14 protein-coding genes are annotated in these 14,092 nt (G+C 25.3%); 8 read left to right on the plus strand and 6 right to left on the minus strand.

What is annotated here, in order from left to right; all coding sequences use genetic code 11:
* Nucleotides 1–16: 16 nt before the first annotated feature.
* Nucleotides 17–130, minus strand: coding sequence for a tryptophan-rich sensory protein (locus T324_RS19010; RefSeq protein WP_156920184.1), 114 nt, complete (start codon nucleotides 128–130; stop codon nucleotides 17–19).
* A gap of 271 nt (nucleotides 131–401) precedes the next feature.
* Nucleotides 402–830, minus strand: a complete 429-nt coding sequence (locus T324_RS0115615) for a hypothetical protein (protein ID WP_028331101.1) — start codon at nucleotides 828–830, stop codon at nucleotides 402–404.
* A 212-nt stretch (nucleotides 831–1,042) separates the two neighbouring features.
* Between T324_RS0115615 and T324_RS0115620 the strand changes: the two genes are divergently transcribed.
* Entirely contained in the window at nucleotides 1,043–2,122 is a 1,080-nt protein-coding gene (locus T324_RS0115620) for an ankyrin repeat domain-containing protein (protein WP_028331102.1), read from the plus strand.
* Between the two features lie 38 nt (nucleotides 2,123–2,160).
* Here T324_RS0115620 and T324_RS0115625 read toward each other — a convergent pair whose 3' ends face one another.
* Nucleotides 2,161–3,141, minus strand: coding sequence for a Gfo/Idh/MocA family protein (locus tag T324_RS0115625; protein ID WP_028331103.1), 981 nt, complete (start codon nucleotides 3,139–3,141; stop codon nucleotides 2,161–2,163).
* A 122-nt stretch (nucleotides 3,142–3,263) separates the two neighbouring features.
* Here T324_RS0115625 and T324_RS0115630 point away from each other — a divergent pair, with 122 nt between their 5' ends.
* The 4 genes from T324_RS0115630 (at nucleotide 3,264) to T324_RS0115645 (ending at nucleotide 8,063) form a co-directional block, all read left to right on the plus strand.
* Nucleotides 3,264–4,253 (plus strand): segregation and condensation protein A, encoded by a 990-nt coding sequence (locus T324_RS0115630; protein ID WP_028331104.1) that lies wholly within the window; start codon nucleotides 3,264–3,266, stop codon nucleotides 4,251–4,253.
* Nucleotides 4,254–4,275: 22 nt separating this feature from the next.
* Nucleotides 4,276–6,642 (plus strand): BspA family leucine-rich repeat surface protein, encoded by a 2,367-nt coding sequence (locus T324_RS0115635; RefSeq protein WP_028331105.1) that lies wholly within the window; start codon nucleotides 4,276–4,278, stop codon nucleotides 6,640–6,642.
* A gap of 21 nt (nucleotides 6,643–6,663) precedes the next feature.
* Nucleotides 6,664–7,164, plus strand: a complete 501-nt coding sequence (locus T324_RS0115640; protein WP_028331106.1) for a BspA family leucine-rich repeat surface protein — start codon at nucleotides 6,664–6,666, stop codon at nucleotides 7,162–7,164.
* A gap of 95 nt (nucleotides 7,165–7,259) precedes the next feature.
* Nucleotides 7,260–8,063, plus strand: coding sequence for a Cof-type HAD-IIB family hydrolase (locus T324_RS0115645; RefSeq protein WP_028331107.1), 804 nt, complete (start codon nucleotides 7,260–7,262; stop codon nucleotides 8,061–8,063).
* Here the strand turns inward: T324_RS0115645 and T324_RS0115650 are convergent.
* A complete protein-coding gene (locus T324_RS0115650) occupies nucleotides 8,058–9,071 on the minus strand; it encodes a hypothetical protein (RefSeq protein WP_028331108.1) in 1,014 nt (337 codons plus the stop codon). The two genes, T324_RS0115645 and T324_RS0115650, sit on opposite strands and share 6 nt — an antisense overlap.
* 78 nt (nucleotides 9,072–9,149) lie before the next feature.
* Between T324_RS0115650 and T324_RS0115655 the strand changes: the two genes are divergently transcribed.
* On the plus strand, nucleotides 9,150–10,364 hold the full coding sequence (locus T324_RS0115655; protein ID WP_028331109.1) for a M20 metallopeptidase family protein: 1,215 nt from the start codon (nucleotides 9,150–9,152) through the stop codon (nucleotides 10,362–10,364).
* A 46-nt stretch (nucleotides 10,365–10,410) separates the two neighbouring features.
* On the opposite strand, the gene T324_RS17825 is transcribed toward T324_RS0115655, so the two are convergent.
* Complete coding sequence (locus tag T324_RS17825; RefSeq protein ID WP_084548686.1) at nucleotides 10,411–10,896, minus strand: prolyl oligopeptidase family serine peptidase; 486 nt, start codon at nucleotides 10,894–10,896, stop codon at nucleotides 10,411–10,413.
* Nucleotides 10,890–11,387, minus strand: a complete 498-nt coding sequence (locus T324_RS17830; protein WP_156920183.1) for an alpha/beta hydrolase family protein — start codon at nucleotides 11,385–11,387, stop codon at nucleotides 10,890–10,892. The genes T324_RS17825 and T324_RS17830 overlap by 7 nt, the downstream gene beginning before the upstream one ends.
* Before the next feature lie 176 nt (nucleotides 11,388–11,563).
* Between T324_RS17830 and T324_RS0115665 the strand changes: the two genes are divergently transcribed.
* Complete coding sequence (locus tag T324_RS0115665; RefSeq protein ID WP_028331110.1) at nucleotides 11,564–13,165, plus strand: peptide ABC transporter substrate-binding protein; 1,602 nt, start codon at nucleotides 11,564–11,566, stop codon at nucleotides 13,163–13,165.
* An 83-nt stretch (nucleotides 13,166–13,248) separates the two neighbouring features.
* Entirely contained in the window at nucleotides 13,249–13,689 is a 441-nt protein-coding gene (locus tag T324_RS0115670; RefSeq protein ID WP_028331111.1) for a MarR family winged helix-turn-helix transcriptional regulator, read from the plus strand.
* Nucleotides 13,690–14,092: the final 403 nt, after the last annotated feature.

Below are 14,092 nucleotides of genomic sequence, written 5' to 3' on the forward strand. Positions count from 1 at the left end.
ACTTTTATAATAATTTTTAATTGAATATTACTATATAAAATGTGAAATAACTTGCAAATAAACACCACAATAAATAAGGCACAAACAATACATATGATAATTTATAATCATTATGTAAAAAAATAATGATTTATATTAAAACGAATAATAGATATTTTAACCCAAAGAAAATATAACACCGCAAAGATTTTAATATTAATTGTATAATAAAAATTATAACAGCTTTTTATCTAAAGTTTTTGATTGAAACTGATACAGTAAAATTTAACGTAGATTTATTCCCTTCAAACCTATTAGCAAACATACTGCTATTTAAATTATTAATATAATTATATTTACAACACATTAAAATTTTATAATAAATATTATATAGTTTGAAATTTAACTAATAAAAAAGATTTTTAAGCGTAAGTATCTACATTATTGCCTTTATTTGAGGAACTTGCTATAGCTGCTCTAGTAACTCCACCTGAAACATAAACTCTCTTACATTCCGGACATATATTAGTTTTTAAAGTTACATTTTGAAATATAACCTCTCCTCCGCTTCTTTCTGCTGATCTTTCATTATTAGCAACATGTTCCTGTTCATGTGAAGCCACAAGAGAAGGTGCACTTGAAGGATCTATACGAGTAGGACTTTTAAATGATACACCTATATCATTAGAACCATCCTGATATGTTCTTGAGGCACAAGTTTTACATACTCCTACTTCGCTTATAGGTGTTTTTTCTCTAGCTTCCTGAATAATATTAGCTATATTATTGCTGCTGTTTCTATTTCCTATACTATTGCTGTAAGGAGCATTATTACGAATAGCTATTTCCATAATTTTATACCTCTTAAATTATATTTAATTCTACCCCTATATCAAAATTATAAACCTATAAAAATAAATATCAACTTATTTTATGTTTATATATGTTGTTATGTTTACTAATTAGTAAAATTTATTGATTATTTTGCAAATTTTTTTATTTTATAATCATAGTTTTATTATTTCCGACAATAGAAACGGTATTTTATAATTTGGATTTTATAATGAAAAATATAATTATTTTCTTATGTATTATAATATTTAATATGTCCTTTTTATTTGCTCAAAACGATGAGTTAATGGAAAGCATAAAGAATAATGATATAGATAAAGTAAAAACATTATTAAGAGACGGTGTTAATTTAGATATATACAATATTCAATACGGAATGACTCCTTTAATGTATGCTACGGAACTTGGAAATATTGATATAGTAAATGAATTATTAGATTTCGGAGCTAAAGATTTTGATTTTGCTTTTTATGTTGCATGTTCTGAAGGGAATTGGGATATAGCAGAAAGTATAATGAAGGCAGGAGCAAGTAATTATAATGTTGCTTTATCCTATGCAGCAATAGGCGGACAATTAGATATAGTTCAAAAACTTATAGATTTAGGGGCAAAAGATATTAATCCGGCATTAGTATCAGCATGTGAGGGCAATAGTTTAGAGGTTGTTCAATATTTAATAGAAGCAGGGGCCAATGTAAATACTAGAGCATATATAGAATCCTACAGAAATTATAAAGGTGCCGAGAGAAAATCCCCTTTAACTGCAGCTACAAATATTGATATAATAAGAGAATTAGTAAATGCTGGTGCAAGCAACTTGAATGAAGCTATTATATATAATGCAGAAACTATATCTACAAATTTTGATAGTACATATACAACAGAAATATTAAATGAATATATAAATCTAGGTGCTGATGTAAATGCATCAAGCATGAATGATGGAAAAACATTATTAATGTATTTAATAGAAAAAAGACAATTAGATTTTGAATTAATAAAAAAAGTTATAGAATTAGGCGCTGATGTAAATGCAAGAGATAGAAACGGTAATACTGTTTTAATACGTGCTGTAATGTATGAATATGAAGCTCCTGTAGAGGACACTAATTTAAATAAAAAAGTATATAGAACTATTGGAACACCTATAAATATAATTAATGAACTTTTAAAAGCAGGTGCTAATCCTACAGATAGAAACAGCTATGGAAATACAGCATACAGAATAGCTGCTAAAAAGAAAAGAGATGATATAATTAGACTTTTTGATGAAAATAAAAAATTACCATAATAAAAATAACAATATTTTCTATTATGGTAATATATAGATTATTTTTCAAAAGGATATTTTATTTTCCAGCTTCTGCGTAATGTATCCATTATATTCATTACTCTTAAAATATCTTCATGAGGCATTTCTTTACATTCTAATTTTCCAGCGTTGATAGCCTCTACACAAGAAAGTATTTGATATTCATAACCGCTTATCTGTTTTGGAACTTTTATTGTTTTTACAACTTTTCTGTCTAATGAATAAACAGTTATACTCTCAGGATTATTAATATTTTTTACTACAATATAGCCCTTATCTCCATTTATGACACCCTCTCTATTAGTTAAAGCGGACATCGTACTATTTAATACAGCCATTTTTCCATCATCAAATGTTAATGTTATTGAGTTTTGTTCATCTACACCTTTGCTAGTTTTTACGCATGATGAATCTATCTTCTTTATTTTATTTCCAAAAACCATTAATGCAAAATTGATAGTATAAACTCCAACATCAAGCAAAGCTCCTCCTGCTAATTCAGGTTCTATCAATCTAGGAACTTTATTAATTACATATCCCAAATTGGCAGTAAGAGAAGTTACCTTACCTATTATTCCACTTTTTACAGTATCATTAATAATTTGTCTACTTGGCATATATCTAGTCCAAATTGCTTCTGCAAGAAGAAGTTTTTTCTTTTTAGCTAGTACCAATACTTCTCTTGCCTGTTTAGTATTAACTGTAAAAGCCTTTTCACATATAACATGCTTATTGTTATTTAAACATAATTTTATATGTTCATAATGGTGAGAATGAGGAGTTGCTATATAAACTAAGTCAACTTTTTCATCTTTAAGCATTTCTTCATAAGAACCGTAAAATTTTTTAAATCCATATTTTTTAGCAAATGATTTACTTCTTTTTAAATCTCTGGCACTTACAGCATAAGATTCTACTTCTTTAATTTTAGAAATAGTTTGAGCCATTTTTTCTGCAATATGTCCTGCTCCTATAAACCCTATATTTATTTTGTTCATTTATTACCCCTTATAAAATAAATTTTATACACTAGATAATATTAAAATTTACTTTATTGTCAATATTATTAAAAACTATATACTTGAATTTTTATGTTTTTAATAATATATTATATTCCATTATGGAAGAAAATATAAACGAAACGCAACAAGAAAATAATAATGCAGATTCCCTAAATGCAGATAATTCAAAAAAAGAAGAAATTTCAGATAATAAACCTGATTATAGGGAATTTACTGTTTCATTATCCAGTATAGATTACGAGGGCCCTCTTTCTATACTTTTTGATATGCTTAAAAGAAGCGAAAAAAACATATACGAAGTTTCTATATTAGAAATTATAGATCAATTTGTAGAGTATTTAAAAGCACAGGCTGCATTAAATTTAGATTCTACAGGAGATTTTTTAGTAGTAGCTTCTGAGTTTCATTTATATAAATCTAAAATGCTTCTTCCTCATGATATGGATGATGATAAATTTACAGACAGGCTTAAATTTGAAATAGTAGAACAGATGCTTGAATTCCAAAGATACAAAATGGTTTCAGAAGAGCTTGACAGACTTCAGGATGTATCAGATTCTATATTTGAACGTAAAGATACAGAAAGGGTTAAATTCTTTCAAAATATAGAATCTATTGAAGACAATGAGGTTGCTTGGAAAGATATTACCCTTTATGATTTAGTTTATGCTTTTACAAAAGTGCAGTTTGTTCCGGAAACAGATTTAGCGGTACTTTCAGGTATGTCAAATTTCCATATAGATAATGCAATCGATATGATACGTATAAAACTTTCGGAAAGTGCATTTTTTCCTTTTATTGTGTTATTTAAAGACGGTGTTACTAAAAGACAGCTTGTTACATTCTTTTTGGCTATGTTAGAGCTAGTTAAAGAAAAAGAAATTCTGCTTAAACAAGAGATGAGATTCAAAGAAATATATGTATTTAAAAGAGATGAAACTCTTATGCCTAAATCAGAAGAAACAACAAAAGAAGAAAATAATAATAATGAGACAAATAATGCTCAATCAGAAAATAATGAAGAAAATAATAATAGTATAGAAACTAACAAAAATATTGAAAATAATAATTCAGATAATCAAAATTAATAATTTTTTTAATATTTAAATTATGTACAAATATAAACCCAAAGATAAAGAAGAATTAAAAGCATTAATAGCAGATAATAATATATATTTAGGAGATATTGATACTTCATTAATAACAGACATGTCGCATTTATTTTCAAAAACTAATAGAAAAGATTATTCAGGAATAGAAAATTGGAATACAGAAAATGTTATTAATATGGAATCTACCTTTAGTATATTTAATAACGATTTTGACATCAATATAAATAATTGGAATGTTTCTAAAGTTGAAAATATGAAAAGAATGTTTTCAGGCTGCACTAGATTCAATCAGCCTTTAGACAAGTGGGATACTTCAAAAGTAAATAACATGGAAGGAATGTTTTTTACTTGTATTAAATTTAATCAGGATATTAATAATTGGAATGTATCTAATGTTAAAAATATGAGTAATATGTTTTATCAATGTAAAAATTTTAATCAGCCTTTAAATAAATGGAATGTTTCTAAAGTTGAAAATATGACAGTTATGTTTGCAGGTGCTTATAATTTTAATAAGTCTTTAAATGATTGGGATATTTCTAACGTAAAATATATGGGTTCCATGTTTTATAATGCAAAAAGTTTTAACAATCCTTTAGATAAATGGAATACTATAAAATTAGAAAATATTTCTAGTATGTTTTATAAGGCATTGATGTTTAATCAAGATTTATCTTCTTGGAATTTATCTAATGTATTGAATGCAGATTCAGTATTTGAAAAATCTTTATTAGAAAAAAATAATAAAATCCCTATACAATTTATAGTTGCTGAATATGTAACAGCAAAGAAAAAATCATCAAAGATTGAACAGCTTGAAATAATAAAAAATAATGTAAAAGAAGCATATAAAAGCATCATTAATTATAATAATAAAATATACACTGATTTTAAAATAATGCTTGAAAATGAATTTTATACAGAATTAGCAGAATTAAAAACTAATAATGATGATGCAGTAACGTTTAATAACATAGAGGATATAGAAAATTTTGTAAATAATCACTATGATAAAAAGAATAATACAAAATTAAAATTTATTGGTGATATAATCAAAGAAAAAGAAATAAAAGTTTTTGATAAAGATAAATCAAAAATTATAAGTGGTAAAATAATAAAGTATATTTATTTACAATATTTTAATTTGAAAAAATATATTTATAAAATACAAACACTTGATAATATTATTAATTTTCTTGATGAAACAAGTTTTAAAAATTGTATAAGAGAAATATATATTAATTTAAAAAAAGATGTTTCTATTATAGTTGCTGGTGTATATGCTGATGATAATATATTAATTGAAATGTATAATAGAGAAAATAGTTCATTATTATTTATGAAGATTTTAGCATTGCATACTGATAGTAAATTTGCTTTAAGTTTATTATATAATGTTTTTGCTAGAAATAAAAAATCTTCAATTAAAAAAGAGTCTATCAGCTTATTAAATTCTATTGCCGAAAAAATGAATTTAGAATTATATGAATTAGGTTTCAAGGTAGTATATGATTTTGGATTTAATAAAAGAGGAGAAAAAATCATAGAGGTAAATGATAATAAATATAAAATCTCTCTTAAGAACAATAACACTGTAGAATTATTTGATATTAATAATAAAAAACAATTAAAATCCACTCCCAAATACTTTCCAGAAAATGTAAAAGAAGAGATAAAACATATTAGAAAGGAGATTCCTAATATATTAAAAAGTCAGAATTATAATTTAATAAAAATTTTAATAAGCGGTAAAAAATATAATTATAAATTCTGGAAAGAAATTTTTATTGATAATCCTATAATGAATAAATATGCCTATAGTTTAATTTGGAATCTGTATGACGAAAATTTAATCTTCAAAACTTCTTTCAGATATTTAGGAGACAGCAGTTATACTGATTGTGATGATAATAATGTTGTAATAGATGAAAATTGTTATATTAATTTATCCAGTGTATTTGACTTAAGCAAAGAAGATATTACAAAATGGAAAATGCATTTAAATGATTATGAGATATCACAGCCTATAAATCAATTTCCAATCATTAATATTGAAAATTTAGACAAGTCAATAAAAAAACTTCAAAATATGGAAATAGTTTATTCAAGTTTAAAAGCATTTACAAACAGATATTCTATGAATGCTATTTATGAATTTTCAGAGAGTATATTTTATTTTGAAGATTTTAAAAAAGATAAATTTACTATTAAAATAGAGTTTGATGAATATATTAGTAATGGAGATATTGTTAAAATTGATATATCATTTACTAATAGTGAAAATAAAATGGTTGAAAATAGATTTATATACTATTGGCTTGTTTTGATGATAATTGATTTCAAAAAAGAAGAACTTTTTTATTAATCAAATATTAGGATTTTAATTGTGTATACACCAAAAAATAAAATAGAATTAAGAAGTTTAATAGAAAATAATAATATTTATCTAGGAGATATTGATACTTCATTAATAACCGACATGTCTATGCTTTTTGATAAGCCTAATTTTGCATGTTTTGAAGGTTCTTACAATGAATATGAGAATTACAATGTAAGAATATATTTTTCAGGAATAGAGAAATGGGATACCTCTAATGTTATCACAATGAAATCAATGTTTCATAATATAAAAAATTTCAATATAAATATTAATGACTGGGATGTTTCAAATGTAATGGATATGAGCTATATGTTTTACGGAGCTGGGAGTTTTAATCAGCCTTTAGATAAATGGAATGTAAGCAGTGTAAAATCTATGCTTTGTATGTTTAAAAACGCTGTAAATTTCAATCAGGATTTAAATGTTTGGAAAATAAATAATGATACAGATATTAAAGATATGTTTATAAATACTTCTATTGAAAAATATCCATTATGGTATAGTTAATATAAATTTGTCAAATAAATATAAAGGATTATAATTTTATATTTTACAATATTCAGTATTCAAAAATTATAATTTTTATGATATGATTATATATTATGGATACTTTAAAAAACAAAATCAAATTAATAGCTACAGATTTAGACGGAACATTGCTAAATAATAATAAAGAAATCAGCGAGTATAATAAAAAAATATTATTAGAGCTTATTAATAATCATAATGTAGAGCTTATATTATCAAGCGGAAGGCCATTTGAAGGATTAAAAAATTATAATAAACTTCTTCAAAATAATAATTATTCAATAATATTTAATGGTGCCTCTATAGCTGATAATGAAGGGAATATCATATACAGAAAAACACTTGAAGAAAATGTTTCAAAAACAGTTATAGAATTATCAAAAAATTATAATGTATGTATTCATGTATATGACAATGGAAAATACATCATTTCAAAAGAAGATTTTTATATAAAATCCTATGTTCAAATAGAAAAAACTGTTAATGTAGTATACGGATTAGAAAATATAAATGATTATAACTTTGATAAAATGCTCATTTTAGGTGAAAGAAATATTTTGGATAAACTTAAAAAAGAAATAGATTCTAATATTAATGTTAATTCTTGCTTTTCTGGAGATAAATTCTTAGAAATAATATCTAAAGAAGCTAATAAAGGAAATGCTTTAAAATGGCTTTGTGAAAAAAAAGGAATATCTATAAAAAATGCTGCTGCTTTTGGAGATAATTTTAACGATATAGAAATGATAGAGTATGCAGGAACTGGTGTTGCTATGGGTAATGCCGAAGAAAGAGTTAAACAAAAAGCTGATTATATAGCACTTTCAAATAATGAAGATGGTGTAGGAATATTTTTAAAAGAAGCATTTGAATTATAATAAATAATCATTAATATTTATCTCTTTTATAATATTATTTTCATGATAATATACTATTCCAAAATTATCATTAAAAAAACAATTATTGTTATATAATGTTGATATATTTTTTAATGCCCCATTTTCAATATTATAGCAATTAATATTCATACAATTATCCTGAAAATCTAAAGCTATTAAATTATTTTTATAGCAATATAATTTTCCATGTACTTCATTATTTTTATCTACACTAAATAAATTTGCCTCTATACTTTCATAGCTTTCTAAATATTTATATTCATTATCATCATCTGTTTTTATATCATCTATATTATAAAACATTAATTTATAATAAATGAAATTTTCATCATCAAAATTTGTATTATCACAAGCCAAAACAAATTTTTTATTATCTATAAAAGTTAAAGGTCTGTCCCAATTATAACCGCTTATATATTCATTAACAACATCTACTTTGCATTTTTCATACTTTTTCAAAAACTCATCAACATTAAAACAACTAATAGCATCTATAGGATTCCATACCCAGCCGTTAGATAAAAAATGTTTATAATCTTTTGATACTAATAAATTACTGTGAAAATAATCTATACCAAATTGTTTTTCATCTCTGTTTATATTTGTTATCATCTCTTTAGTTTTTAAATACATTATATTAATCATATTCCATTTTGTTTGGGTAATAAGATGTATTTCATTATTAATAATACAAAATTCATTTGAATAGCTTGACACCTCAGAATGATAATCTTCTCTTGTTAGATAAATAGTATCTAATGTTTCTATATTTACAACTGCAGAATTTAATCCTTTCTCCTCAGTTAGACATATATAGGGATACATTAATTTTAAAACTATAGTTTCTTTATTGGCATTTATATTTTTTATTTTTATTAATTGCTTATATTCATTAGCTTTTTTATTATAAACAATTAAAAAAGAATCATTTGTAAATAAAAAATATTCATCTGCATTATTATCATTTAATATAATAGATTCAATCAAGATTTACCCCATTTAATTAAATACTATAAATCTATAGTATATATTGAAGTTAATATTTAACAATATATAATAAATTTCATGGAAGAATTAAATTTAATAAAAAGTAAAATAAAAGATATAAAACAAGAACTTATAAATATACGAAGAGATATACATTCAAATCCAGAATTATCATCTGAAGAATTTAGAACAATGGATATAATATCTAAGTATTTGAATTATCACAATATAAAACATAAAACAAATATTGCAGGCACAGGAATAATAGCAGACATATATGGAAAAGATAAAAGTTTTACAGTAGGCTTTAGATCTGATATGGATGCGTTACCTATAAATGATTTAAAGCATTGCGATTACGCTTCAAAAAATAAAGGTGTATGTCATGCATGCGGACATGATGTTCATACTGCAATTAATATGGGAATAGCTAATATATTTTCAAATAATAATGATAAAATAATTCCGCCATGTAATATTAGACTGATATTTCAGCCGGCAGAAGAAACTGTAGGCGGAGCCTTGCAGATGATAAAAGAAAATGCATTAGAAAATGTAAATGTTATATATTCCCTTCATGTCTCTTCAAATATAGATACAGGATATATTCAAATAAATGATAGTATTGTAAATGCGGAATGTTTAGATTTCAAAATAAAAGTTTATGGTAAAAGTTCTCATGGAGCCAATCCTGCAGGCGGTGTTGATGCTATTATAATATCATCAAAAATAATAAATGATTTACAAACTATAATAAGCAGAAATATTCAAGCAGAAGACAGCGCTGTTATTACTATAGGAACAATAAATGGAGGCAATGCTTCTAATATAATATGCGATTATGTAGAGATGACTGGAACTATAAGAGCATTAAAAGAAACAACCATGCAAAGAATAAAAAATAGAATAAAAAAGGTAATAAAATGCATATCAAATTCTTTTGACGGCGATGCTGAATTTATAGAACTTGTTTATTATCCAAGCCTTATTAATTGGAAAGATGCTTCTAATATTATAAAAGAAAATGCAGTAAAATTACTTGGTGATAATAAAGTATTGGAATTAAAACCCTCATTAGGTTCTGAAGATTTCTCTTATTTTATACAAAATAAGCCCGGAGCATTTTTCAATATAGGTTCAAGAAATGAAAAAAAAGGTATAACACATAAAGCCCATCATGGATTATTTGATGTTGATGAAGATTGTATAGAAATAGGACTTACTTTGCAAATAATGAATCTTTACAGCAGTTATTTAAATAAAGACTTATTTTGGATAGGAAAAGAAAGGTAATATTAAAGCCCAATGAAATAGTTATTCCATTGGGCATAAAAATTATTTATTTTATAATTTCTTTTTTTAACCAAGAATCTAAATCATATAAGAAATCTTCTTTATATTTAAAGTCATTCATACCAAATCCATGACCTCCCTCCGGATATATATGTAAAGCTGTTTTAACATTATTTTTAAGAAGGGAATTAAAATACCATATACTATGTTCTAATGGTACAACTTTATCATCAAATGCTGCTACTATAAAAGTAGGAGGAGTATTAGAAGATACATGTTTTTCAAGACTATATTGTATTTCTAAAGGATGTCCATTCTCTAAATCACCTATTAAATTTTTTCTTGATGATATAACATTTGCAATTTGCATATCAAAAGAAATTGCAGGATATAATAGTATAGCAAAAGCAGGTACTCCTTCATTCTTAGAATATATAGAATAACTTGCTGCTAAATGTCCTCCAGCTGAACTTCCAAATACACCTACTTTGGAAATATCAAGTCCGTATTCACCAGCTAATTCTTTTATAATACATAACTGCGTTCTACATCTTCAAGAGGAATTTGATGAACTTTGTTAGGCATTCTATATTTAAGTACAAAAGCACTAACTCCTCTATCATTAAACCATTTTGCTACATCAAATCCTTCTCTTTGCATAGCAACACCATAATATCCTCCGCCAGGTAATATTATAACACCATATCCATTTGGTGAAGAAGCTTTAAATGCATACAAAATAGGTTTAGTTACATCTCTTACTAAACCCTCTTTTTCATCATAAATCTCTTCATGTTCAATACCGCTTGTATATTCAGGCTGCACATCCTTATACAATTCTATAATTGTAGGATACTGTTCATTAGAATATGCTGTATCGAAATCTTTAGTATAAGTTATAGTCTGATGAGTACTTTCTGCTGCTGTATTACTAGATGTATCAGCAGTATTAGAACTGCATGATGCTATTAATATGCATGACAAAACAGCTATAACAAATTTAGAAAACATCGAAAACCTCATAATTAAATCTCCTAATTAAAATTGTCTATATTATAATTAATTAAATTTTACTGTCAATGCTGAAAAATAAATATATATTATTATTTATGTAATATTATAAATTTATTTATAGTTGACAATACTAAATTATGAAATATAATTCTAACTAAAAAACTACTATACTAAGGCTAGGTAAAATGAAAAAGTTTTATTTAATTTTAATAGTTTTTGTTATTGTTATTTCATGTTCTAATAATAAGTCTATTGATGATAATACGGTATATGTAAATCTTGGTGCAGAGCCAAAGACAATAGATCCAGCATTAAATATAACATTGCAGGGTTCTACTTATGTAACACATTTGTTTGAATGTTTAACCACAAAATATAAAGATATAGAAATTCAGCCAGGGGCTGCTGAAAGCTGGGATATATCCGAAGATGGGCTTACGTATATATTTCATTTAAGAACCAATGGAAAATGGTCTGACGGAAAACCTTTAACTGCTCATGATTTTGAATATTCATGGAAACGTGTTGTTGATCCGGATACAGCCAGTGAGCCTAGCTATTTGTTTGAACCTATACTAAATTTTTCTAATGTTAATGGCGGATATATGCCTGTTGATGAATTTGGTATAAAAGCTATAGATGATTATACTTTAGAAGTGAAATTGGAATATCCTACAGCTTATTTTTTGGAGCTTGTTAACTTACCTGTATTTTCACCTGTTAGAAAAGATATGGTAGAGCAAGACCCGGATAACTGGACTAGAAATCCTAAAACTTGCGTTGGTAATGGAGCTTTTGTACTAAAAGAAAGAAAGCCTGATGAAAGTATTACAGTTGTAAAAAATACTAATTATTGGGGTGCTGATACTATAGTTGCTGAAAAAATTAAATTTGTTCTTATGGATAATCCTAATTCTGCTGTTGCAGGTGTTAAAGAAGGTTCATTACATTTTTCTGATCAATTTCCATATCAAGATATAGATACTCTTAAAGAGGAAGGATTAATCGATATTGCCACTAGAATAGGTACTCAATACTATGCTTTAAATACAACTAATGCAACTTTAAAAGATAAAAGAGTTAGAAAAGCATTATCATTGGCAATAGACAGAAATTATATAGTAGATAATGTACTTAAATCTGGAAAGCCTGCTGGTGCATTAGTTCCTTGGGGAGTTACTGATGTTGAAGGATATTTCAGAGATAATGCTGGTGAATATATAAGCACCAATAAAGAGGATTATCAAAAAAATGTAGAAGAAGCTAAAAGATTAATGGCTGAGGCTGGTTATCCTAATGGAGAGGGCTTCCCTGTACTAGAGTTTTTCCTTACTTTCAGCAATGATATACCTATGTTTGAAGCTGTTCAGAATATGTGGAAAGTTAATCTCGGAATAGATGTAAAACTTACTCAGATGGAATTTGCTCCGTTTATTCATGCATTTAGAACAGAAAGAAATTATACTATGGCTGGTGCAAGCTGGACTGGAAGTTATAATGATCCTACTACATTTTTAGGGATGTTTGTAAGCTATTCATATAAAAATCACTCATTATTTACAAATGCAGCATTTGATGAGGCTATAAGTATTGCATCCAAAACTATAGATCAGAATATAAGAATGAAAGAATTACACAAAGCAGAAAAAATACTTATAGAAGATGAGGCTGTTATAATACCTATAGCATATTTTGAACCTGCTGTATTAAAAAGTCCAAATTTGAAAGATGTATTTTATATACCTTTTGCTCAATATAAATTCTCATATTCATATTTGGAAAAATAAAATTTAATGCATTATAAAATGGTATACTGCTTGTTTTTTATATAAAATTTCATATAATATAATATGAGGATAATGTCAACTTTATGGAAGATATTTTTATAGGTAAATTAATAAAAGAATTACATACAGCTTTAGATAATAGGTTCAATAGATTTTTAGAGAAACATAAATTAACTGCGTCTCAAATGGATATAATTATGTTTCTATATCATAATGAAAATAAAATAGTTAACCAGAGAGATATAGAAGGTTTTTTAGGACTGAGCAATCCTACCATAGCGGGTACTTTGTATAGATTAGAAAAGAAGGGTTTTATAAAAAGAAAAGTAAGCAGTGAAGATAAAAGATATAAAGAAATATATCTCACAACAAAAAGTAAAAAACTAAAAGAAATTGTATTCGAAGATATTAGAAAGAATAATGAATTAATGTTTTCTAATATGTCAGCTAAAGAAAAGGAAACTTTGGTATTCATTATAGAAAAGCTGCTTAACAATATACAAAATAAAGATAATCCTTTTTAATATAACTTTAATTTTTTATATACAAGTTATATTTCTATTTGTATAAATAAAACTTTTACTCTAATTATCACTCTTTAAGTTTTATTATTTTATTTTTATATTTAATATTATTTTCATTAAATGATTAAATAAAAAACAAGCCCATCAAAAATTTAAATTTAGCGTTCATTTTATCCGCACGGTAAATAGATTTTTTATATAATAAAAATTGTATTATTAATTTATTTATAAACTTCATTTAATTTAACGTGCGTTGTATGGTATGCATTCCAAATTTTAAAAAAATCTTGGGCGGGCAGCTAAAATTACAGTAGAAGTAAAAAAGAAAAATAATATAGAAATGAGAGAAAAGATTGAAAGTTTAAAGGGTGGGCAAATGTAATTAAATTTTAAAACTTTTATT

Origin of the sequence: Brachyspira alvinipulli ATCC 51933, assembly GCF_000518245.1 — a bacterium.
Classification (GTDB): Bacteria; Spirochaetota; Brachyspiria; order Brachyspirales; family Brachyspiraceae; genus Brachyspira; species Brachyspira alvinipulli.

Bases quoted from the DNA above. Each gene is read 5' to 3' on its own strand.
- T324_RS0115615 (WP_028331101.1), bottom strand. From the start codon at position 830: ATGGAAATAGCTATTCGTAATAATGCTCCTTACAGCAATAGTATAGGA.
- T324_RS0115620 (WP_028331102.1), top strand. From the start codon at position 1,043: ATGAAAAATATAATTATTTTCTTATGTATTATAATATTTAATATGTCC.
- T324_RS0115625 (WP_028331103.1), bottom strand. From the start codon at position 3,141: ATGAACAAAATAAATATAGGGTTTATAGGAGCAGGACATATTGCAGAA.
- T324_RS0115630 (WP_028331104.1), top strand. From the start codon at position 3,264: ATGGAAGAAAATATAAACGAAACGCAACAAGAAAATAATAATGCAGAT.
- T324_RS0115635 (WP_028331105.1), top strand. From the start codon at position 4,276: ATGTACAAATATAAACCCAAAGATAAAGAAGAATTAAAAGCATTAATA.
- T324_RS0115645 (WP_028331107.1), top strand. From the start codon at position 7,260: ATGGATACTTTAAAAAACAAAATCAAATTAATAGCTACAGATTTAGAC.
- T324_RS0115655 (WP_028331109.1), top strand. From the start codon at position 9,150: ATGGAAGAATTAAATTTAATAAAAAGTAAAATAAAAGATATAAAACAA.
- T324_RS17830 (WP_156920183.1), bottom strand. From the start codon at position 11,387: ATGAGGTTTTCGATGTTTTCTAAATTTGTTATAGCTGTTTTGTCATGC.
- T324_RS0115665 (WP_028331110.1), top strand. From the start codon at position 11,564: ATGAAAAAGTTTTATTTAATTTTAATAGTTTTTGTTATTGTTATTTCA.
- T324_RS0115670 (WP_028331111.1), top strand. From the start codon at position 13,249: ATGGAAGATATTTTTATAGGTAAATTAATAAAAGAATTACATACAGCT.